Below are 23,810 nucleotides of genomic sequence, written 5' to 3'. Positions count from 1 at the left end.
ATTTCCAATCTAGTTTAATCACTCATATGTTATGCAACGAAATCTTTTCCTGTATTGGTTGGGGAGGCTGGCTAGCCTATTCTTGACCACCTTCCTGCTGCTGGCCGCACAACTGGCTACCGCACAGGCTACCTGCGGGTATTACCCGCTTACCACCACCCAATTTGCTACGGCAGCCAATGTGGCCGCCCGAACAGGCACGGGGGGACTGTGTACCTTCCTTACCTGCTCCATTAGTGACGAAGCCAACGTGACCGACGCCAGCCTGACCAATTCGGCCACTATATCGCTGAACCTGGTGGGGGCTACGGGGGCCATTTCGTCGCGGGTGAGCAGCAACACCCTGCCAGCGGGTGCCACGGCGGGCTATGTTATTGGCAGCGGAGCGCTAAACCTGGGCGTGGGCACGTCTATTCAGATTACGACTTATCTGGATGGTGTTCAGAAAGATCAGAACACCGTAGCCAGCCTGGTAAACCTCTCCTTACTAAGCCCCGGTACTGCCTTTGTGGGCATTCCCACTACCCAGCCGTTCAACGAGGTTCGTATTCAGTTTAACCTGCTGGCGGGTACGCAGAATTACAGTGTGTATTACCCCCTGGCTACCTACACAGGTGGGGCCACGGCCACTAACCCCACGCTGGCGGCCGCTAACAGTGGCGTTATCAGCGTGTCGGCGGGCGGCGAGAACCTGCTTGGCAATGTGCTGTATACCTACGCGCTAAAAAACGCCGCTAACGTTACGGTGGGTACTACCCAGACCACATCGGGTCTGGCGGCTGGCACGTATACGGCTACCGTTAGTTCAGCGGTTGGGTGCCTGTTTACCAAGACCATCGACCTGGGGGCTACTGCCTGCGGCATCTCACCCCTGACGACCAATAACTTCACGGGCGTAACCGTCAACACCGCTACCGTGGGTGGCGATGTGCGCACGGGCATCTACGGCGTTTGTGTGGGTTGCGGCGTGACCAACACCGCCAACGTAATCGACGCCAACACCACCAACACGGCCAATATCAACATCCTGGCGGGTGTTGTGTCGGGTGGGCGTATTTCGGTTCTTGACACCCGCCGCACGTATTCTGCGGGTCTGAAAGCAGGCTTTGTGCTGCAGGACGGCGGTTTGCTGGGTACGGCGCTGTTCAACGGTACCAAGATCAGAACGTTTCTGGGTGGGGTGCAGCAGGAAGAAGCGTCGGTAACGGGCCTGCTCGATTTGCCCCTGCTCACGGCGGGCTATTCGTCAATCGGGTTCACCACTACCAAGGCTTTCGACGAAGTGCAGCTCGATGCCAGCAGCCTAGTGGGGGCGCTCATCAACGTCAATGTGGCCTATGCTTTCGTGCAAAACGGACCAGTCATTGGCCTGGTAAGTCAGACCAACCCCACCTCGGCCAGTCTGGCAAATGGTGCCATCGACGTGAACGTGACGGGGGGGACGGTGCCCTACACCTACGCCTGGACGGGTCCGGTAGCCAACGGCGCTACCACGCAGGACCTGACCAACCTGGCGGCGGGTGTTTACTCGCTGAGCGTTTCCGACGCCGGTACCTGCGGTGCCTCGCGTTCGTTCACCCTGGTGGCACCGGGTGGCGGGGCTTCGCTCTCGCTGGTCAACGCATCGCTGACCATTACAACGGGGCAAAATACCTCGGTAAACGGGTCGCTGGTAACGCAACTCAACCCCACGGGTGGCATTGGAGCGCTGGTTTATGTGGCGGTTAACTGCCAGACGGGCCTGGCCGTGACGGCTACGGCTCAGGGCGGGTTGGTGGTGGTGAATCCGCTTACGGGCCTGTATGTCTACACCCCCGCATCGGGCTTCACAGGTACCGACTCGTTTTGCGTGCACGTTTGTGACAGCACCCTGCCGGTCGCGGTTTGCCAGACGGCCACGGTCACTGTCACGGTTGGCTCCGGAAATAACTGTTTGGTGCAGGCCCACGTCCTGACGCGGTAGTTATCCCACTTTTTCAACCAGAACTCACGTATGATTGCTGTATATCCCGCGTCAACAACTTGGTTGGCCAGGCCGCTTATTGGCTTTATTCTCCATTTGTCAAGGCTATTGCTGGCAAGTTTGCTACTGCTGCTGGCCCTCGGCGCTCAAGGGCAGGTTGTTCCCCGCGTTATTCCGCCAGGCTGCACGTTTACCTCCACCCAAACGCTGTCGCTGGTGGCGTCGGGCGGCACGGGCGCCGGTACCAACCACCAGTATGTGCTCACCAGCGGCGACGGCCTTATTCTACAGGTGGCCAACACGCCTAATTTTGGGGTACGGCCCGCGGGTGGTTACCTGGTCTATGACCTGGCCTCCGATGTGTCGACTACGGTAACGGGCCTCACCGTGGGGGCTTCCGTAACGGCCGTAGCGGGCACCTGTATCCGCTTCTCAGATCCGTTTCCGGTGGTAGTTTGCCCTGATGTTACTACCTGTTCATTACAGGCGGGGGCGTCGCTGAGCTTTACGGTGGGTGGCGGCAATACTGCTGGCACCACGCTGAGCTATTACCTGGTGAATGAGGCCGGGCAGATCGTCGCTATTTCGGGCACGCCTTCCTTTTCGGCCATCACCACGCCGGGCGTGTATTATGTCTATGAACTGGCGTTGGGCAGTGGTACCACCGTTTCGGGGGCCACGCTGGGGCAGTTGTTTACGGGCCTCACACTGGGCGGTGGCCTTTGCTTTGACTTCTCTGATCCGCTGGTGCTGCGCGTTTGTGCTGCTACACTACCCACGGTGGCCATTAACAGCCCCGTCAACGGTGCCGTGGTGAGCACGTCGCCGACAGTTTCAGGTACGGCTACGCCAAACAGTACGGTTGTGCTAACGGCAGGTAATAACGCCGTGCTGTGTACAACCACGGCCACGGCGGGCGGAAACTACTCGTGTGTGGTGAGCCTTACGCCTGGTGCGCAACTGATTACGGCCGTAGCCAGCAACTCGTCGGGCAGCAGTAACCCCGCCAGTGTGCAGGTCACGGTGCTGTCGCCGTTTATGCTGGGCAACACTACGGCCACCATCAGCACGTCGCTGGGTATTCCGGTGAGTGCGTCGGCGGTGGTTCAACTGGTGCCTGCGGGCGGCACACTGCCCTACACCTACCAGATCGTGAACTGCGCCACCGGGGTAGCGTCGACCACATCAACGCAGGGTGGAACCGTAACGATCAACGTGCTGACGGGCGTGTATATCTACACACCTGCATTGGGCTTCACGGGTACCGACACGTTCTGTATCCGCGTTTGCGACAGTGCCACGCCCATACCAAGCTGCCAGACAGCCACTATTACGGTCAACGTGGCACTGGGGAACACCTGTAATCTGGTGCCGAATACGCTAACCAAGCAATAATGAGCTTTTGAAAGCTAATCATAGCCGTATGTGACTCGCCTTCAGCGCTTAACCAACGCCACAACCCACCGTAGTACACCTATGTGGCGTGGCTACCGCGCTGAAGGCGAGCTACATACGGTGTAAAAAAGGAACTATACCCATGGTTATTTTCAACAACTATTGTCTGCGTGTCAACGCTCGCCACGGGCCGGAGTGCCGGTGGGAGGGGGGGTGCCTCGTGGCGTGGCTATGTCTGTTGCTGTTTTTCTGGTTGAGCAACCCGTCAGTTAGTCAGGCCCAGCTTATTCCCAAACTGATTCCACCAAGCTGCGCGTTCACCACCACTCAGCCCGTTGCCTTTAGTGCAGCGGGCGGGTCGGTGGGGGCATCGGTCACTAATCAATATGTGCTCACCAACGGGCAGGGTGTCATTCTTCAAGTGGCTAACAATCCCAATTTTGGACCACAACCGGCGGGTGGCTACCTGGTCTACAGCGTGATCTACGACAACGGGTCGCCGGTGGTGGGTATCACGGCGGGTGGCTCGGTCACGGCCATTGCGGGCACCTGCGTTCGGTTGTCGGCGGCGTATCCGGTGGTGGTTTGCCCCGAGTCGACAACCTGCTCGCTGTTTACCGACCAATCCATTGTGGTGAACCTGTCGGGTGGGCAGGCCGCAAATACGGTAGCTACCTACCTGCTGGTCAACGAGAACGGCACCATCGTGAGCACGTCTACTTCGACCACGCTATTAGGGCCGAGCACTGTCGGCTCCTATTTTGCCTACGAACTGCTCACCGACGTGGGGGCCACGGTGTCGGGCATTACGGTGGGGGGTAGCCTGACGGCCGTAACAGTGGCGGGCGGTGCCTGCTACAGTTTCTCCGCACCACTGCCATTGCGGATATGCCCGTCTATTGTTACCTGCGTGAGTGTCAACCTGAAAGCATTGCTGGAAGGGCCTTACGACCCCACGCTGATGAACATGAGCACAGCCCTCAATGAGAACCGACTGCTGCCGGGTCAACAACCCAGCAGTCCGTTTGCCCAGCCAACGCCAGCCGGACAACCCTACAACACCGCCCCCTGGAACTACAGCGGCACGGAAGGCAAATCCCCCGGCTTTACGTACGACGCCGACGTGGTAGACTGGGTACTGGTCTCGCTACGCACATCCAGTCAGTCGGCTAACGCGGTATTTCGGGCGGCGGCGCTGCTGCATAACGACGGGCGCATCACGTTTGTCGATCCTTGCCTGCAGGTGCCGTCGGGCAACTATTTTGTGGTGGTTGAACACCGAAACCACCTGGGCGTGATGAGTGCCACGGCGGTACCGGTTACCAACGACGCACTGAACTTCGACTTCAGTATCCAGCAATCGTACGTCATGGCCGATCCGCCTTCGTTCGGGCAAACGCAGATCAACGGGAGGTATCTGCTTTACGCCGCCGACGGCAAGAAGGACACCTACCGCGAAAACTTCGACATCAACACGGCCGATTCGCAGTTGTGGAAAATGCAGAGCGGGATATTTCTGCACTACCTGCCCGGTGATTTCAACCTCGACGCCGACGTAAACGCCGACGACAACGTGCTCTGGAAACGCAACAACGGCCGCTACTCAGCCGTGCCGCATTAGTGGTCATTGGTAATCATTCGATGGTCATACAATAGTCATTCGCTGCGCTGTCATTTGATGGTCATTCGATGTAAAGACAATGAATGACTACTAATGACCATTGAATAACCATTGAATGACAGCGCAGCGAAATGACCAATGACCAAATGACATAAACGCTACAACGTATGAACAAACGAACTTACTTTCTGCTTGCCCTGCTACTGCTGTGGGGGGCGGTTGCCTGGGCGCAGCCGGGGCAGTATGAGCTTCGGCTTACGACGCAGGCTATTGACTGCGCTACCCAGAAAGCGCAGGTAAACGTGCAGATTCGGGCGGCGGGACAGCAGGCATTTTATTTGGGTAATGCCAACTTCCGTCTTCGCTACGACACGCGGGCGTTTGCACATCCGGTGCTGCTAAATCAGCTAAACCTGCGTGCCCGACAAGGCGACGATGCCCACACCCTGACCGGCTCGGTAGAGAGCGGCATGGCGGGCATTGTGTCGCTCAACGTATTCTATAGTGGCAACGGTATTGATATGCAACTCACTGATAATCAATGGACTGGCATAGCCACATTGCAGTTCGACCTTATGAACCGGACCGACGACGCGCTGGCACTGACCTGGCAAACCGATAAGCAATTCCCGAAAACGGTACTGGAAGAGGTGCTGCCTGCTGCCATGGGCAACGACTACACTACCCGTTCGGCGCGGGCGGCGGGGGTATATTATAGTTTAAACCTAGGTCCGTTCAGCGCGGTTTGCCCCAACGAAGCGGCGGTGCGGCCCGTTACTGATGCCCTGTTTGTGCCGGAGGGGTTCTCACCCAATGGCGACGGGGTAAACGACCGTTTCGAAATCAAAAACCTGGGCGGACTATCGGCGCGGGTAAAGGTTTACAACCGGTATGGCACGGTGGTATTTAGCGATGATGACTACAAAAACACCTGGGACGGTACCCTCGCCAACGGTCAGCCCACCCCCGATGGCACCTACTATTACGCCGTCGACCTGAGCGATGGCCGCTCACTGATTCGGTACATGACTATTGCGCGGTAGGGGGAAAGTTTAAGGCCTAAAGGTCAAGGTTCAAGGTCTAAAGTCTAAGGTCCAAAGTTGGCTGACGCACGAATACACTCGCGTCAGCCAACTTTGGACCTTAGACTTTAGACCTTAAACTTTTCATGCTTTTTCCGAAAATGCCTGATTGTGTTGCATTTACGTTGTGTAAACCTATTTTTGGATGACCAATGCCCTTGTAACTCGTCTCACGCCTGTCCTACACCGAGTCGGTGCGGCGGCTGGTCTGACCTAATCAACCTTTTCTATGTTTACCAACAAAACCCCCTGGATTGTTCTGCTCCTGCTATGGATGGGTGGATCGACATGGTGGCACGTCTGCAAGATCAAGCAACTCTGCGGCGACGACGTGCCAGGTACCCTGCCCACTGCGGCCACCGCTATGCCCGACGCATCCACGCCAGGCCTCACTATTGCCGACGGCGACAAGCTCAACCTGAGTGTGCCCGGTAACTTCGTCTACGGCAAGTCGGGCGAGGTGGCCAACCCCGCCGCGGTGGGTAACACGCTCCAAACCGTGGCCGACTACCTCAAGGGCAATCCGGGCCGGATCATGACCATCACGGGCCATTACCATGCCGACGAGCAAAACCCCAGCACGTTCCCTAACCTGGGCATTGCCCGCGCCGAAGCCATCAAAGCTGATCTGATGAAACTAGGGGTTCCTGCCGCGCAACTCGCTACGGCCAGTATGCTGGTGAACACGCCCGAAGGAGCCATGATGCCCTACAATGCCAAAGGTGATTCACTCTACGGCGGGCTGGCATTCTCATTTACGGGAAAAACCGCTGCGGCTCCCGCTGCCGACACCACTACGGCTGCCAAACCTAAAACGGAAGAGGCCCTGGCTGAAGCGCAGAAATTTACATCGGTCTTCAAACCCATCGACCTCTACTTCAAGTCGGGCCAGTCGAGCTACATCAGAACGGGAGACACCAAGAAGTTCTTTGCCGAAGCCGAGAAGTACCTAAAAGCCAACAAAGACAAGAAACTGTTGCTCACGGGCCACACCGATGACCAAGGGCCGGAAGGCGTGAACCTCGAACTGTCGAAGGCACGGGCCAGTGGTGTGAAATCGCGGCTGCGGAAAGACGGCATCAGTGCCGACCAGATTGAGGTGGAAGCCAAAGGCGAAACCCAGCCCAAAGAATCGAACGAGACCGCCGACGGCCGCAAAGCCAACCGCCGCGTAACCGTCGTTGTGCAATAATAGTCCCCCTACACACATAAACGCAGATTCGTATGTTTACCATGAATCCCCTGAATTTGCCCGATGCCACTTTCCAGCACTGGATCATGTGGCTGGTAGCGGGTACGTTGGGCTTTATCATCGGCTATATTTCCCGCAAAGGAACCATTGCCCAACTGGAAGGCGACCTGGCCAGCACCGAGCGTGCCTTAGCCGACTGCCAGCGCCCCGTTGCCGCCGTCGACGATCAGGAAGCCCTGATCCTGAACCGGGTGCGTGCCCGGGCTAATGAGTTGGATTTCAGCCGTATTGGCCGCGCCAGCATGGCCGATGCCGACGACCTCAAGGACATTGTAGGCGTAGGGCCGTTTCTGGAAAAGAAACTCCACGCCATTGGCATCTACACGTTCCGGCAGGTGGCCAATTTCACCAAGGAAGACGTCGATAAGGTCAACGACATCATCGAGTTTTTCCCCGGGCGCATCGAGCGCGACGACTGGGTTGGCCAGTCGGCAGATTTTGATCGTAAAAAACGCAACGCTTAACCCCCCACCCCCATGTTTGGATTAGACCCCTTTAGTCGCCCGGTGGCCATTACCGAAGCGCTGTTGATTCTGTCGCTTGCCGCCTTTGTGGGCTGGTTGCTTGGCCGCCTGGTACTCAATGGCCGCATCAGTGCCCTCCAGGCCGATATTGCTGATAAAGAAGCCGCCCTTGATGACTGCCGCCGCGCCAAAGCCGCCCCGTCGGTGAACACGCAACGGGCGGCTGCGCCCGTAATGACTACCCCCGTGGTAGCCGCTCCGGTTGTTGAAGCGCCTGTGGTGGCCGTTGCTGCGCCCGTGGTGGAGGTGCCCGCTATGCATGTGCCGTCTGTAGAGGTGCCCGCGATGGCGGCGGCAGCTGCTGTAGCTGCACCGGTGATGGAAAAAATAACTACCGTAGCCACGCCCGCCCCGGCTCCAGTGCCTATGGGTGGTTCGGAAGACGTTGTGCTAAACCGGATTGCCGCCCGCGCCAGCGAGATCAACTTCGACCGGATTGGCCGCGCCACCGCCGCCGAAGCCGACGACCTCAAAGACATCGTAGGTGTGGGGCCGTTCCTGGAGCGGAAACTGCACAGTCTGGGTATTTACACGTTCCGGCAGGTGGCCAATTTCACCAAAGAAGACATTGCCAAAGTCAACGAGATTATCGAATTCTTCCCCGGCCGCATTCAGCGCGACAACTGGGTAGACCAGTCGAAGTCGTTCTACGAAACCAAGTACGGCAAGAAGCACGACGCATAAGAACAGAAGACAGTAAACTGACAATTAAAAAAGGGCAACAGGCCGACTCCGTTTCAGGGGCGGCCTGTTGCCCTTTTTTGTATCTTCGTGAAGTGGATAATCACTCTTGTTAAGGCGTATTTATGAACATCAACGGTCCCGGAAAAGACAAACATACCTACGACGCCATCGTGATTGGCTCAGGCATCAGCGGCGGCTGGGCAGCCAAAGAACTGTGCGAGAAAGGCCTGCGTACGCTGGTGCTGGAACGGGGCCGCGATGTGAAGCATATTCAGGATTACCCCACGGCGATGAACAACCCCTGGGATTTTCCGCACCGCAACCGGATGCCGCTGGACTTCGATGAGAAGAACCCCATTGCCACCAAATGCTATGCCCTGGACGAAGGCACACAGCACTTTTTCGCCAAAGATGCCGACCATCCATACGTGCAGGAAAAACCCTTCGACTGGATCAAGGGCTATCAGGTGGGCGGCAAGTCGCTGATCTGGGCACGGCAAACGCAGCGCTGGAGCAAATATGATTTCGAGGCCAACGCCCGCGACGGTGCCGCCATCGACTGGCCCATTCGCTACGACGAACTGGCCCCCTGGTATAGCCACGTAGAGAAATTTGCGGGTATTTCGGGCAACAAAGACGGCCTCGACACCCTGCCCGACGGTGAGTTTTTGAAGCCCTGGGAGCTAAACTGCGTAGAGAAACACATCCAGAAAAGCGTGGCGGCGGCCTACAACGACCGGCACGTGATTATTGGCCGGTGCGCCCACCTCACCGAACCCAAGCAGATTCACTTTGACCAGGGCCGGGCGCAGTGTCAGGCGCGGCATTTGTGTTACCGGGGTTGTCCCTATGGGGGGTATTTCAGCAGCAATTCCAGCACATTGCCCTGGGCGGCCAAAACCGGTAAGCTCACCCTACGGCCATTTTCGGTGGTTGAATCGATCATCTATGACGAAGCCAAAGGTAAGGCCACGGGCGTACGGGTGGTAGATACCAACACCAAGCAGGTGACGGACTATTTCGCCCGCATCATCTTCGTTAACGCGGCCTGCCTGAACACCAATCTGGTGTTGCTCAACTCCACCTCGCGCCGGTTTCCGAATGGGCTGGGCAACGACAACGGGCTGATGGGTCACTACGCCGCCTTCCATAATTACCGGGGGGCCTTGAATGCTACCTACGAAGGGTTTGAAGACGGCTACTACTACGGTCGGCGGCCTACTACGGCGTTCATGCCCAACTTCCGCAACGTACACAGGCAGGAAACGGATTTCCAGCGGGGGTATATGGTGGCCTTCAGCGCCAGCCGGGGTCGGGGCGTACCCACCGAAGCGAGTTTTGGCCCGGAGTTTAAAGAAGCCATGACGAAGGCGGGCAACTGGCACGTGTATATGATGATGCAGGGCGAGACCGTGCCGCGCTACGAAAACCACCTGCGTTTGAGCAAAGACCTGAAAGATCAGTGGGGCATTCCGCAGTTGGTAACGTCTATTGGCTACACCGACAACGACGAGAAGCTGATGAAGGACTTCCTCGAGCAGGGCCAGATTATGCTTGAACAGGCGGGTTGCAAACACATCACGGCGGGCGACGACAAGCGGAACCCCGGCCTCGATATTCACGAAATGGGGGGTGTGCGGATGGGTAAAGATCCTAAGACATCATTGCTGAACGCGCATAATCAGCTACATAGCGTGAAGAACGTATTCGTCACCGACGGCGCGGCCATGACCAGCACCGGCACCCAAAATCCGTCGATCACGTTTATGGCCCTCACTGCCCGCGCCGCCAACTTCGCCGCCGCCGAGATGAAGAAAAAGAACCTTTGAATATAATATTGGCTGTAGAGCAGCATGGAGACTTACTGATCCGTCAGCGCTCTGGCCGACAGCTCATTTATTTCACCACCAATGTGGTCAGCGCTCTGCCGGAGAGGCCAGTAGGGGTATAGCCTTCTACACAGATGACATACGAGCCGGGTAAATCGGAGGTATAGAACGAGAACGCAGCCCAGCCATCGCGGCCTGTTTGCAAATCGGGATGCCAGTATAGCGTCTGACGCAGGTCGGCATCGGTAGCTGTCGATGGGGCGGTAGTAGGCTGGTAAAACGTCCGGTCTGGCTGGTAGCCGGGCAGGGTAATGCCCTGTGCCAGTTGCCGTTTATCATCTGATCGGACACCCCGGCGGGTGTAAATGGCAATGACCCCGTTGGCCCCGCGTGATCCGTAAATAGCCGCATTAGCCCCGCTGATAACTTCAATGCGCTTCACGTCGGCGGTGTTGATAAAACTCAGTCCACCCGGTTGGCTGGCATCGATCTGCAACCCATCCAGAATAAACAGTGGGTCGGTATTGTTCCAGGTAGTTACACCGCGAATCAGTACACTATAGCCATCATAGCCATTCTGCACCACCTGTACGCCGGGTAACCGCCCGATCAACAGTTCATAAATCGTGGGGAAGTTAGGGGTTTGATCGCCGAAATCGACCGCAAACGTAGGATCGGAATGGAGGCGTATTACCCCCGATTCGCCTGCTTTGGCCCTGACCGTCACCGTCTTGAGCTGCTGATATTGCGTGGTATCGAATCGATTTTTACCATCCAACCCATACAGAGATTTGCGGATGGTGGTGGGCATAGGTTGCCAGACGGGGACTGGGTCAAAAGGATACGACAGGGTGGGCGTTTGGCGTGTAAGTAAGAGTAGCCCACCGTCTACTACCTTATTCTTACGGTCTGTGACCTGATACGTGAGCGGGTAGTCGCCGGTGATATCGATAGAGTCGAGCTGAAGCTGACCTTTGCTGTTGGTGCGAACTACATGTGTTACGGTTCGTAACGAATCGTGCAGGAGCATCGTCACAGTGGCGTTGGGCAGTGGTTGAGCATCAGTTCCGTTGCGTACCTGACCCGCATATGACAGCCCCACTTCGGGAAGTACCGGGCGACTCGGCTTGTTGATGGATGTGGTCTGTTGCCTGACGATAGCGTTACGAGGCATTACGTCGGTTAGGTCGCGGTCAGTTACGCGGACGGCAAACGACCCCTGCATGGCCTGACCCAAAAACTCGGCTCGAAATCGCACTGTTACTAATTGCCGAAGTCCTGCCGTCGGCTTGTTGGTGGCAAGTGTGAGGTGGAGCGTATCTGCTTGCAGGGTTGTTGGTGGGGCAGAGGGCCACTGGTTACGTACCTGTGTTTGGTTGGTGATGCGCAATGGTTTATCGAAGCGCAGAGCGGGGGTAGTGAGCATAGCCTTGGTGTAGGCTCGCAGCCAGTAGGTGCCGTTAGGCAGCACGTCGGGGAGGGTTAAATAGCCGCTGCCGCGCCCGTTGGCTGTGAAAAGTACATCCTGTACCTGTTGTGCGCCGGTCGAATCGTGCAGCGACAAGTAAAGTGGTTGTGGGCCTTTAGCAGGCTGCCCGCTCCGTAGATCAGTCAGGAAAGCCGAGAGCCACACCGTCTCACCCACGCGAAAGATGTCTTTGTTGGTAACCAAAAATGCCGTTGGCTGTGGTTGTCCGTCAGTGCTCGTAGCCAGGGCCTCAGCAGTGGGGCGGTAGTTGGTGGGCAGCATATCAGCCAAGCGTTCCTCGGCCCAGTAGCCTACAATCTCAACCGAGGTGGGGTCTTGAAGCTGTCCATCAGGCGTAATCAGTACATTGGGTTTCAGGGCACGGAGCCGCGAGGCGGGGTTTTTGTTAAACACGCCCTGCGATCCCAGCGTGATATACTGGTTAGTAAGAATGACTTCAATGGGTGCCGATAGATCAATTTGTGTTGGCTCGGTGGGTGTGGCATTGGGTTTCAGCAGCGTCTTTTCCGTCATTACGTTGTTGCCGGTATAGAATGCCTTTTCGTTTGCCCACACATTGGTTTCCAGAAAGTTGGCGCTGGTCATGCGGTAAATGGTGTAGCTATCCTGCGATAATTGACGCTGGTGAAGTGCCGCCAAAAATGCCCGTAACGACCGTGTGAAGGTACGTTGTCGGTTGGTAGACCAGCGGTCAGCGTTTTTGATTGTAGCAGGCATCTCTTCAAAAAGTGAGGTGCCGTTGAGGCGTATTTGGCTGCGGGAAACCGAAAACTCGGCCATAGTGTAGCGCAGCCGGTAACCCAATGCCCGGTTTTCGACCTCGATAGGCTGGCTGGCCTTTGCCCGAAATACCCCATCGGAGCCGGTCTGGAAGTCGATGACCCAGGGGTTCATCAACTGGCACTGATTGCGGTTCGGAGAGTCGCCGAGGAACAGGTCTTCAAAGCGGGCCAGTTGCCGCTCCCACGTTTTGTCGCGTTTGGCTTTCACAGCCACCTCGTTCAGGTTAGCCGCCTCAGGCACGAGGGTAATTGTTAGTGGTCGGGTTGCGGCCAAGGCAACTGTAAGAGTCTGCCGATAAGGCTGATAGCCTATTGCCGACACCACTAGCAGGGTTGTAGAAGCGCTTATGCCCGGTAGCCTGAACTGGCCGAACTCGTCGGCTTGCGTACCCTGCGTCGTGCCGCTCACGTATACGTTGGCAAAGGCCACGGCTTCGCCTGTTTTGGCATCGGCAACCCGCCCTGTAAGCGTACTTTGGCCAAAAGAAGCAAAGGTCAGCCACTGCCATTGTATCATTAGCAGCGTAAGGCAGAAAACAGTAGAGCGTGTCATATGCGTAGTGATGGAAATGGAGCAGGTTGACTGGGTGTAACCATCAGAAATATAGGGGAAACTACTCTACCGACCACCCTGCATTTTCCGTAGCTGATAAAATAATTTTTCCAGCAGTCGGGTATCATTGGTGATAATGTCGGCGGTGGCGGTCATGCCGGTTTTCTGCGTAAGTGTTTTGTGGTACGTAGTGCGCAGGCCGTTGGGCAGAATCACACGGGCAAGAAACACACTGTCGCGGTATGGAATAGATGATATAGCCTTGATACGGCCCCGTACAGCACCATATTCTTGGTAAGGGTAGCCCGCAAACCGAATTAGCACGGTTTGCCCTTCCTCTACCTTACCTGCATTGTGCTGTGGTATATGCAATTCACCTACGTAGCTGGTGTTGGGTGGAGCTACATAGAACAATTCCTGATTAAGGGCGATGGCCTGGTTTTCCTGCACGACACCCACGAAAATCAGCTTGCCGCCGACGGGGGCTGTTAGCACATATTTCAGCTTCCAGGCATCAACTGCACTTTGTAGGGTGTTCAGGGCTTGCAAAAATTTGTCACGTTCTTCAGCAACCTGCCGGTCAAGGTCTAGTATCTCTTTTTCCTTTGCCCGCTGGGCCGTTAGGTTGCTGATGAGCGACGATGCCGTTTGCTGGTAAGGTAACTTACGGGCAATGGTTTTGCTCTCTTCCCGTTTCAAGTCGAGTTGGGCAATCACCTTTTGTTCTGCCAATTGCTGCTGAATCGCGTAGTCGTCTTCGGCTAATGTCTGATCGCGGGCTTGTAGCTGTTGTTGCTGGCGCAGGTTCGTAGCCAACGCCTGTAAGTCGGTGATCTCTTGCTGAAGCATCGCCTTTTTCCGGCTCGAAAATCCGTTGGCTAAGTAGGCCCGAAGCTGAATGTGTGCCTGCTCGAAGCTCTGATAGGCCGTTTGCAATTCGCCCAACTGCCTGTACCGCGACAGGTTGAGCCGCTCGATACCCTCTATATTGCTCCGGCGGGCAGTTTGCCAGGCCTGCGCCAACTGTACCGATAGGCGTAGTACGTCGGGGTGGTGAGCAGTACTTTCCAGAAATGCCAGCAACTCGCCCTGCTTCACGGATCGCCCATCACGCACCAATAGCCGCACTATTTTACCCTCAGTGCGGGTCAGTACCGCTTTGGGGGCATTGGTCGAGGTGAGCCGGAATGAGGCGTGTACTAGGTCGGGGTAGTGAATGAACCATGCCCCCGCCAGCACCACCAGTAAGACGGCCAACACCACCAGCGTCCCCCAGCGCAACAGCCAGGTAGGCGGGCGAGTCAGCAGTTCCTGTACTTCTTCGGCTCGTAATTCCTGAAATGTCGGGGTGGTGTTCATTGGCCCAGCTCCAGTTGATTTTTAACCAACTGCCAGTACGTACCCTGGCGGGCTACCAATTGCGCGTGGGTACCCTGCTCGATGAGTTGGCCTTTGTCGAGTACTACAATCTGATCGGCATGGCAGACAGTACTGAGGCGGTGGGCCACGATAACCACTGTCCTGCCCTGAAAAAACTCATTCAGGTTTGCCATAATTGTGGCCTCGTTATTGGCATCCAGCGCGTTGGTAGCCTCGTCGAAAAAAAGGTACTGTGGGTCTTTGTACACTGCCCGCGCAATAAGCATGCGTTGCCGCTGCCCCTGACTGATGCCGTTACCCTCGGTGCCGATTTTAGTATGTAGCCCCGAAGGCAGGGTATCAACGAAGTCGCGCAGGTTGGCCACCCGCACGGCGTGGTCGAGCCGCCGGGCATCGATGCGTTCTACGCCCACAGCGATGTTGCGGGCGATACTGTCGGAGAACATAAAGCCGTCCTGCATGACCACGCCACACTGCCTCCGCCAGAACGAATGCCCCATGTTGCGAAGGGCCGTGTCGCCTACCCGGATTTCGCCCCGCCCCGGTTCGTAGAAACGAAGTAGCAATTTGAGTAAAGTGGTTTTGCCGCTGCCGCTCATGCCTACAATGGCGGTAGTTTTGCCTGCTGGTATCAGCAGGTCTATATCGCGTAGCACAGGTTCATTGCCCGCGCCGGGATAGGTATACGATAGTTTCTGGATACGGATGCACTGCTCTGTTGGGAGTGCATCCGCACGCTCCTGACCAGCGGGTTCTTCGTCGGCGAGGGTGTGGATTTCATTGAGCCGTTCGAGGCTGATTTTGGCGTCCTGCAAACCCTGTACGAAGCCGATCAACTGCTCAATAGGGCCATTCAACTGCCCTACAATCTGTTGCATGGCCAGCATAGCCCCTAACGACAACTGTCCGTTGATGACCGCCTGCGCCGCCAAGAACGTGATGAAGATGTTCTTACCCTCGTTGATACTGAACGCCCCTGCCTGCTGATATTGGCTCAGGGCCAGCCCGCTCATCTGGAGCCGGAACAGCCGCGCCTGTAGCCGCTCCCACGCCCAGCGCATAGGCCGCTCGGCTCCGGCCAGCTTAATTTCCTGCATTCCCTGAATAAGCTGAACAATGCTGCTCTGGTTGCGGGCCGAGACATCGAACCGCTTAAAGTCAAGCTTACGTCGCTGCCGCAGAAACAGGGCTACCCAGCCTACATAAAGCAGGCTCGATAGCATAAAGACACCAAGAATAGGTAAGCTATAGAGGGCTAGTACGCCGCTAAACACCACCAGATTGAGCAGCGAAAACAACACCGACAGCGTTTGGCCGGTCAGGAAACTCTCGATGCGATGATGATCACCAATGCGCTGCATAATGTCGCCAAACTGCTTACTGTCGAAAAACGACACAGGCAGGCGCATCAGTTTAATCAAGAAATCGGAGAGGATGCTGAGGTTGACGCGGGTGCTGATGTGTAGTAGAATCCAGGACCGGATAAACTCGACCGAAAGCCGACCGGCCATCAACATCAGTTGCGCCCCCAGCACCAGATACACAAAGGGGAGATTCTGCGTGTTTACGCCCACATCGACCACCGATTGGGTCAGAAACGGAAACAATAGTTGCAACCCGCTTCCGACGGCCAGCCCAACCGCTAGTTGTACCAGCAGCCGTTTGTACTGCCAGAGGTAGCCCAGCACCCGCCCAAAACCATAGCTCGTCGCAGCCTCATCGTCTTGCTCATGAAAGGCGGGAGTGGGTTCGAGCAACAGGGCCACGCCTTCCTCGTGGCGGTCTGTTTGGGCCGAGAGCCAATGCTGGCAAAACTCATCGGCGGTGTAGGTGAGCAGCCCCCGCCCCGGATCGGCCACGTAAACGGTGCCCTTACGATGTAAAGGCGAAGCGGGCGGCGGGGTCAGCAATTGCTGTATATCGGGCGGTACGACCATCTGCCCGTCGCGCATCTCGAAGGAAGTCAGCGGTGGTAACGGCTGGGTAAACCGCTTGATGGGTGTGGGTACGTTGCGGCCTCCCCGGATGCGGCTCATCCAGCCGTCACCTGTACTTTTAAGGGCGTAAACGACCACAAAATGATTTTGGTCCCAATGGACGATGCAGGGCAGCGGGGCCTCGGCGACTAGCTTCTCGAAGGTGAGCTTTATGCCCATCGTGCGAAAGCCAATGGCCTCGGCGGCTTCCGCAATACCCAGCAGCGATACGCCCTCTTTCCCGATCTGCGCCTTCTCCCGCAACGACTGCGCCGACAATACCCGCCCATAATGCTTCGCCACCATCCTAAGGCAGGTAGGCCCGCAGTCCATCTGGTCGAGTTGAGTATAATGAGGAAATTTTGTCATTTAGCGGTTTTTAAGAAATTAGCTTTGCCTGCCTTCATGGCGTCAAGCTCAATTAGTAAGTCCTGAACGTCAACGTCTTCTTGTTGAGCAAAGTCAATTGCTTTTTCCTGAGATTCTATCGCCAGTTTTTTGTTGCCGTTTTTGTAATATAAACCAGCTAATAAGTGAAAACAACCACTGTTCTGGGTAATTGATACTGATCTTTGCATCCATACAATTGCTTTTTCATAATCGTTTTTTGACGTACTCATTTCTGAGAATGATTGTGAAACTTCTTGGAGATCTGACGTTAGAAAATTACTGCTAATTCTTCTGGCCCTGCTGGATAAATTATTTATTTTATATAATTTAATTGAGTCAGGAAATGTCGAGAAATATTTGAGAATATTTTTGTATTCTCTCTCATCCCCAATTTTGAGCGAGTCGTCACTTATTTTCATAAGTTTTCCTGCATATAACTCGGCTAATGGTTTATAACCTTTGAAATTACGTGTTTTTAAATAAAAATTCATTGATTTTGTTGTTTTTTGACTTTCAATCATAAGTGTCGAAAATTTATAAATCTTTTTGTAGAAATTTTCATGTATTGACAAGTGATGGTGTAACTTTACCACGCTTTTCGATTCAATAGCATCGTCATAATCGTTAATGATGGCTTGCTCTAAAATTGAGATAGCTTTTGGTTTATCAATGATTGATGTTGAGTCTTTTGAAATAAGTTTATTGAATATAATTTTAAAGGGTAATTCATTTGGAGATTGTACACCCATAAGTAATGTACTGACATTAGAATTATCAGTCAATTCTGGATAGGTGAATAACTTACAGTAATCAGTTATTTCCTTTCGACAATTTAAACCAAGTTCAGATTTTTTAGAGATAAATTCTTTTAAGAACTTCCTGCTATAACGGTTTTTACTATACTCATTTTCCCAAACAGCTAGTGGCTTGGGATCGTCAAGAGACTTTAAGCCGATGGAAATTGCTTCATTGAGGCGAGCTACGCCCTCATAACCAATTGAACGGTAGGCAATCCCTCCTTTCGGGTTCGCAAAAACGAGCGTTGGGTAAGCATGAACATTATACAACTTAGCTAATTTTATACCTATGCCTTTTTCTGCATCTAATTTATAGATGATGAATGTGTTATTTAGCCTTGTAGCTATTGCTGAATCGTTAAATGCTTCTTTATCCATATATTTACATGGACCACACCAGCTCGTGTAAAAATCTATTAAAATAGGTTTATTTGTTTTTGTTGCGTTGTTAATCAAATGTTCCCATGAACCTTTGAAGAGTTTTACACGAGATGAATCGCTAAGGATACAACCTGATATTCCCTTAACGAGAAATAGAAATAATAGTAGTGTTGTAATGATTATAGATTTCATGTTTACGATATTGTTTATAGTAATTTCCACTGATTGGGTGATATATTAAAGACATCATTCAATCAGTGGAAATTGATTACACATGACATTCTGGGTTTTCCTAACCTACTTTAATAGGTAGCATAGTTTGTACTAAAAGCAAGAACATTGCCACTCGACCCTACTCGAATTATAAGTGCATTTCGAATAAGTAGCACCCTTGCATTTGTCTTTACAAACTTGCTCTGTCACATAATAGACAGCATCATTACAGCCAACAGCACCGCCCCCGCCAGATAGACAGTTAGTTTGGCCAGGGTACATACACATACCTCCCCCTTTAACGGCCTTGAGTTGCTCACGAGAGAGTAACCCCTCAGCAAAACGCATTAATATCTTTTTCATGTTGACATTGGTTTAAAGTGAAACGATTGATTTATGTGATTCGGCCAAATCCGGGGTTGGGAGAGACAGCGCGGCCAGCAAGGAACTAGGCAAGGCTCTGTCGGATAAAAAATGGGGCAACCGATACGTCAGGATCGTTTGTAGCTTTTGACTAATCCCGGCAGGGGTGTCGATTGTCATGGAACCTGCCATGCCCCACTTTTTTGCGGTTAACCGAGCAGCATTACCGGTCATGTCAGCCAGACCGTTAAGCGGGTAGGCCAGCATCGGCACACCCGCCAATAGGCATTCTTTCACCGTTGTTAACCCGCCGTGTGTCACCATTGCATCGGCCCAGGTGAGCGTGTCTAACTGTGGCACAAAAGGCAAGTACGCCACGTTGGCTACGTTAGGTAGCTCCTCGGTGGGCAGGTCGCCAGTTGCCAGCATCAAAAACCAGTTGGGTTGTTGCCGCACGGCGTCAATCAATTTCGGTAAGAAAGCGCGGATGGGGTTGGCATTCGCCCCTGTCAGCGTTCCAAAGGCCGCATAGATTACCTGCACGTCGCCCGTCTGTTGCCGGAGCAGTAAATGCACTTTTAGGGTCAGGTACGTTTCGGTCAAGTATGCCGCCTCGTCGCGGTCAGGGGCCGGGTTGATAAAAAACTCATTTGGGAGTGGCCTGAACCAATCATACTCCAACAAGCGCGGGGCCAGTATCACGGTCGGTACGTTAGTGAGGCGGTCGTAGAAGGCATTGTCATGGGCAAACCAGTTGCTTACCCGGATGCCCTGCCTCCGGGCCATTCGGCCATCAAAATAGGTGTCGTCTTTACCTAGGAAAGCCCATCGCTGCATAGCAGCCTCAACGCGGCGGTGTAATAAGTGCCGTTGCCAGAGCCACCAGCACCATACTGCCGAAGCGACCGAACGGGCGGGGGTATACGTGCTGTTCAGGGGCGGGATGTTCGAGTGCCATCGCGTCGAGAGTTTGGTGTTCACAACTGCTATTGTTGCTGGCGTACCGGCCAGGTAGAGGGCATAGTGGCTCAGGTGTTCGTCCAAAAAAATCAGCGCGGGTCGATACTCGGCCACCACCTGCCGAATGGCCTGCACACAACCGTACCACTCGCGGTAGCGGCGGCGCGTAGCCCCTGCGTCGGCGACGGTTTGCAGCCAAAGCCCCACAAATGCCTTCAATGACCGGATTACATAGGTAGGCGTATTGACTAATTCGGTAAAGCCAAATCCCTGCGCCTCCACTATTGCCCGCAGGTGTGGCGGCCCCGTAAAAACTGCCATGTAGCCGCGCTGCTGCCACAGCCGGGCAAACCCGAACGAAGCCATGTAATGGCTTGGGAAAGGCAGCATCACAAACAAGGCAATAGGCATGGCAAGGGCAGATTAAGCAGTTTGGGATTGCGTAACAGCAACATACCGGATCATGCGCAGGGCATCAGGCAGCGCGTACTGTTGCGGTAACGGATACCCGTCGATATACAGCGTGGGCGTAGCGTCGATGTTGGCCTGTGCGCTCCACTTTTGGTTAGCATAAGCTATTCGTTCAGCATCGGGCGCGGTTTCCGCAAGGGGATAAGCAGTGGCCCAGTGGGCGTAGTCCGGTTCTTCGCCGCCATACCAGTCAGCAAGGGCGGCTTGGGCGGAGCCGTTTTGTGGTAGGGCCATTAGGTGGAGGGCTACCTGTGTTTTACGCCCGGCAGGGCCGTCGCAGGTAAATACCACTTGTACGTTTACGTCCTCTGTTTTTGTCAGAAGTGCCTCCAGTTCTTTGTGTTTGCGGGCGCAGGGGCCGCAGTAGGGGTTCGTTACCATCGTGATGGTATGGGCGGCATCGGGATTGCCCAGCCAGACCGGGTGCATGTCGGGTGTAATTGGCGGCATAGGTGCCTGCTGACGCATAAGTGCCCGAAACAAGTCGGGGTCGCGCCTGAGTTTGATTAGCTGCTCGTGGTATTGTTGCCCCTGTTTGTGGCTGATGAGCAGGGGTTTTAATACCATCCAAACCAGCGTGGGCATGAGTAGTAGCCCCACCACCAGCGCGTAGGGTTGCCAGCTATCGGGTGGGGCGATGAAGTGCGTCGCCGCCAAAACTCCTTCGGCCAGTAAGACGGCTTGCACAAGCAAACACAACGTACACCATTGCCGCATCACCACGCCCTGATAATACAGCGAAAACAGCGTGTAGGGTAACGCCAGCAGAGCTAGCATACCCAGTACTGGCTGCGCTGTGGGTGCAAACCCCACCGCCAGTGCAGCCAACAAACCACCGGCAAAATAAAGCAGGCCAACGTCGGCCCAACTGAGCCAGCCCCAGAGTTTGGCAGCAGGCGCATTCAGGATGCTGTTGCAGTTAGTTTGGCTGGTGAGGCGGCAGAGTTGATCGGCCAGTGTATTGGTGTTACCCATCACTTTGCTAACGAGCAATATACTGATGAACAGTCCTGTAGCTTTGGTAAACAGCCATAGGTAGTCGGTCAGGGTCAAGGTTGGCCCGGCCCCCAAGAAAACAACTGCTAGAAACAAAGCGATACCTACGATTACGGCTGGTCCTCGTGCCTTTTGCAGCCACTCGTGTTTGCGCTTGTTAGTATAGTCTGATTCTCCCGCTTGCTCGTTGGCTTCGGCCACTAGCACTACGCCCGACCACTGTGCTTCAAAGTCGGCTAGGGCCTCTGTTTGGGAACCGAGTTCCGCATCTGTATAAGTAATGTGATCACTATGCAGGGCCGTTACCAGCACATACCAGCCACCTTGTTTCGTTAAGTGCGCCACAAACGGTAAGGGCAGTTCGCGCAGTTGTTCGGCGGCGTTAAGTTGCACAGCCATTCTGTCCACCTGCCATTCAGCCAGGGTGTCGCTCAGGGAGAGCATACTGGGGTAGTCAGGATGGCTTAAGAGTGTGCTGCGTATAGTCTGTTCCGTTACGCGCACACGCAGCGCATGAAGCAGTGCTTGCAGCGTGGCAGCGGCATTATCTGTACTGAGGTCAGGCGTAAACGTCAGGAAGGCCATACAGGGTATGTTTATGAGCTAAAGGTTGGTTAGCAAGCGCCTAATTTGTTATTCAGGTTTATTCAAATTTCATCCAGGTTTATTCATAGAGGAAACTTACGTTACCGATCACACACTTTTTAGATTTCCCTGTTACTGGAAAAACGGCTTCTGAGTATCAAGGAACGCATGTATAGCCATCGAAGTAGATTGTTAACAATAGTCAGGTGTCAGTAGTCAGGTGTCAGTATGTGTTGCGTTGTTTACATAAGAGTATTAGTATTGCCGTACTTTTACTCAAATCTTTGTTCTCATGGCTTTAGCGAATTGTGTAAAGCGTTGTAGGCTTGACAAGGGCTATTCACAAGAATACATGGCTGACAGCCTCTGTATGTCACAGCCAACGTATTCCCGTGTTGAACATAATGACCGGGAATGTGAAAAGAAGATCGATCAGTTAGCAGCCATCTTTGGCATAAGTGCCGATGCACTTCGTACTTATACGGTGAACATAGATGGCTCCCAAGATATTCTTATCGACAGTCGGCTACAGCAGGAACTAATGCAGCATCGAGCCATTATTGCCGTAAAAGACGAAGAAATTTCGTTCCTCAGACGGCAACTCGATCAGTTACAAAGTTTTCTTAAAACAACTTTAAGGGGGAGGGGGTAAAGCGCTGATTAACATAATTTACTGCTTACGTAGTTATATGTCTGGCAGGAAAAAGCGGCAGCCATAATGAGTAAGTACTTCATACCGCGCCCACCCACCGAATTGCTCCCCAGAATACCAATTTCAGAATACACTGCTCGATCAGTTTCAGCAGCAGGGGGCGGTGCTGTTCGGCCTCAGTTGGCGGCAAGTAAGGGCCAACGATATCGGCCAGTTGTTCGATAGTTGTAGGGCCGTCACTGACGGCATCCAGCACAATCATCGTCATGTCATCTAACTCGATAGTGACCAGATCAAGCGTGTAGGTGTCGGGGAATCGAATGTATTGACGCAGAACGGGGTCTGTCTCTTCGATTAGTAAGAAATCGTGATTTACTAGCAGCAGTTGGCGATAGCAAGTGGCTCTGTCTAAGTCGAGCCATTGAGTGAGTTGGTGGTGAACGAAGCTGTCTTTGGTGTAGTAATGAACCCAGTCGATAGATTCGGTCAATCGGTAGTGAGTATCGAACGTGGCGGATAGTGCGGTAAAGTACTCGGCGGGGTGGTGTAGTGGGTCGAGGGCGGGCAACTTATAAGCTTTAATATCAAGTTCAATGCCAGCAGTGGCAATTGCCTTCAGAATGGCATAATAGGTTGCCGGGGCAATAGTTCGCAACTCGGCACTCATCATTTTCAGGTGGTATCGGTTTAATTTGGTTTCGCCCATTAAGTGCCAGTAGCCTTTGGGTTTCATCATCAGAAAATCGCCGAAGTCAAAGTAGCTGATATTGGCAACAGGACTATCAAAATAGGTAGCTACTGATCGGTCGGCTTTGGCCACTAATTGGGCGAAAAGACACTGTTCGAATGTCATACAATAAGCACTCACCGACAGACGATTTTGGGTGTCAACTTCGTCTGCGGCCATCAGGTCAATGGCTGTTTGGGCATACTGGCGCAAAAATTGTATATCGTTGCCACCTAGAATGCCCGCATTGTAGGCCACAGCCTGCGTTGTACTAACGCTGCCCTCGTAAGCACTCATACCCAACTGCTCACGAACAAATGCCAAGCCCAATGTATAGGCGTTTAGGTCAGTTTCTGCATTCTGCGTAATCAGCGGTGCCTCCAGTAGTGAATTGGGTAGTTGTTTCCAGATAAATACGTCGCCATCGACGTGCAAGAAAGGTGCGGTTTGTGTGCGGTAGGTGAGAAGCTTTGCCAACGCCCAGTTTCCCTCATGAACCAACGCCTGCTCAGGAAGGGGATGCACGTCCGTGTAGGGAAGACCCAGCATGTCGATTAGAATATGCTGACCAGCTTTGGTTGCGTACAGGGCAACCTCAGAAGCCTGCTTTCTGAGGAGCAGACAACTTAATGCCCAGCCAATCCAATGATACTCGGCAGATAACCAACCTGCCTTATAGGCCAGCGGTTGCGGCACATTGTCGGGTAGCCAGAGCGTTTGAATGAATTTCATGATTGGCAGAGGC

At 54.0% G+C, this 23,810-nt stretch carries 16 protein-coding genes; 9 read left to right on the top strand and 7 right to left on the bottom strand.

Going from position 1 to position 23,810, the window contains the following annotated elements; translation table 11 throughout:
- Positions 1 to 31: 31 nt before the first annotated feature.
- The 8 genes from J2I48_RS16535 to J2I48_RS16500 all read left to right on the top strand — a co-directional run bounded on the left by J2I48_RS16535 (position 32) and on the right by J2I48_RS16500 (position 10,350).
- Positions 32 to 1,963, top strand: a complete 1,932-nt coding sequence (locus J2I48_RS16535) for an Ig-like domain-containing protein (RefSeq protein WP_207336583.1) — start codon at positions 32 to 34, stop codon at positions 1,961 to 1,963.
- A gap of 30 nt (positions 1,964 to 1,993) precedes the next feature.
- Positions 1,994 to 3,358 (top strand): Ig-like domain-containing protein, encoded by a 1,365-nt coding sequence (locus J2I48_RS16530; RefSeq protein ID WP_207336582.1) that lies wholly within the window; start codon positions 1,994 to 1,996, stop codon positions 3,356 to 3,358.
- Positions 3,359 to 3,500: 142 nt separating this feature from the next.
- Complete coding sequence (locus tag J2I48_RS16525; protein WP_207336581.1) at positions 3,501 to 4,979, top strand: hypothetical protein; 1,479 nt, start codon at positions 3,501 to 3,503, stop codon at positions 4,977 to 4,979.
- A 167-nt stretch (positions 4,980 to 5,146) separates the two neighbouring features.
- Entirely contained in the window at positions 5,147 to 6,022 is an 876-nt protein-coding gene (locus J2I48_RS16520; RefSeq protein ID WP_207336580.1) for a T9SS type B sorting domain-containing protein, read from the top strand.
- A 268-nt stretch (positions 6,023 to 6,290) separates the two neighbouring features.
- A complete protein-coding gene (locus tag J2I48_RS16515) occupies positions 6,291 to 7,253 on the top strand; it encodes an OmpA family protein (RefSeq protein ID WP_207336579.1) in 963 nt (320 codons plus the stop codon).
- 32 nt (positions 7,254 to 7,285) lie between these two features.
- Entirely contained in the window at positions 7,286 to 7,777 is a 492-nt protein-coding gene (locus J2I48_RS16510; RefSeq protein ID WP_207336578.1) for a helix-hairpin-helix domain-containing protein, read from the top strand.
- Positions 7,778 to 7,789: 12 nt separating this feature from the next.
- The gene (locus tag J2I48_RS16505) at positions 7,790 to 8,521 is read left to right on the top strand and encodes a helix-hairpin-helix domain-containing protein (RefSeq protein ID WP_207336577.1); all 732 of its coding nucleotides are present in this window, start codon (positions 7,790 to 7,792) and stop codon (positions 8,519 to 8,521) included.
- Positions 8,522 to 8,643: 122 nt separating this feature from the next.
- Entirely contained in the window at positions 8,644 to 10,350 is a 1,707-nt protein-coding gene (locus J2I48_RS16500) for a GMC oxidoreductase (RefSeq protein ID WP_207336576.1), read from the top strand.
- 67 nt (positions 10,351 to 10,417) lie between these two features.
- On the opposite strand, the gene J2I48_RS16495 is transcribed toward J2I48_RS16500, so the two are convergent.
- The 6 genes from J2I48_RS16495 to J2I48_RS16470 form a co-directional block, all read right to left on the bottom strand.
- Positions 10,418 to 13,174, bottom strand: coding sequence for a carboxypeptidase-like regulatory domain-containing protein (locus J2I48_RS16495; RefSeq protein WP_207336575.1), 2,757 nt, complete (start codon positions 13,172 to 13,174; stop codon positions 10,418 to 10,420).
- Between the two features lie 66 nt (positions 13,175 to 13,240).
- Entirely contained in the window at positions 13,241 to 14,533 is a 1,293-nt protein-coding gene (locus J2I48_RS16490) for an HlyD family secretion protein (RefSeq protein WP_207336574.1), read from the bottom strand.
- On the bottom strand, positions 14,530 to 16,899 hold the full coding sequence (locus tag J2I48_RS16485) for a peptidase domain-containing ABC transporter (RefSeq protein ID WP_207336573.1): 2,370 nt from the start codon (positions 16,897 to 16,899) through the stop codon (positions 14,530 to 14,532). The genes J2I48_RS16490 and J2I48_RS16485 overlap by 4 nt, the downstream gene beginning before the upstream one ends.
- Positions 16,896 to 18,290, bottom strand: a complete 1,395-nt coding sequence (locus tag J2I48_RS16480) for a thioredoxin domain-containing protein (protein WP_207336572.1) — start codon at positions 18,288 to 18,290, stop codon at positions 16,896 to 16,898. Before J2I48_RS16480 ends, J2I48_RS16485 begins: the two co-directional genes overlap by 4 nt.
- A gap of 396 nt (positions 18,291 to 18,686) precedes the next feature.
- Positions 18,687 to 20,045 carry a glycosyltransferase gene (locus J2I48_RS16475; RefSeq protein ID WP_207336571.1) on the bottom strand — a complete coding sequence of 453 codons (1,359 nt, stop codon included), beginning with the start codon at positions 20,043 to 20,045 and terminating at the stop codon, positions 18,687 to 18,689.
- Positions 20,046 to 20,057: 12 nt separating this feature from the next.
- Positions 20,058 to 21,686, bottom strand: coding sequence for a cysteine peptidase family C39 domain-containing protein (locus tag J2I48_RS16470; RefSeq protein ID WP_207336570.1), 1,629 nt, complete (start codon positions 21,684 to 21,686; stop codon positions 20,058 to 20,060).
- Positions 21,687 to 21,978: 292 nt separating this feature from the next.
- Between J2I48_RS16470 and J2I48_RS16465 the strand changes: the two genes are divergently transcribed.
- Complete coding sequence (locus J2I48_RS16465) at positions 21,979 to 22,338, top strand: helix-turn-helix domain-containing protein (RefSeq protein ID WP_207336569.1); 360 nt, start codon at positions 21,979 to 21,981, stop codon at positions 22,336 to 22,338.
- A 79-nt stretch (positions 22,339 to 22,417) separates the two neighbouring features.
- On the opposite strand, the gene J2I48_RS16460 is transcribed toward J2I48_RS16465, so the two are convergent.
- Positions 22,418 to 23,797, bottom strand: coding sequence for a DUF6734 family protein (locus J2I48_RS16460; protein WP_207336568.1), 1,380 nt, complete (start codon positions 23,795 to 23,797; stop codon positions 22,418 to 22,420).
- Positions 23,798 to 23,810 lie beyond the last annotated feature (13 nt).

Source organism: Fibrella aquatilis (assembly GCF_017353255.1).
In the GTDB taxonomy this organism is placed as follows: domain Bacteria; phylum Bacteroidota; class Bacteroidia; order Cytophagales; family Spirosomataceae; genus Fibrella; species Fibrella aquatilis.
The sequence above is the reverse complement of the archived record's forward strand: the minus strand, read 5'-3'. Positions and strand labels throughout refer to the sequence as shown.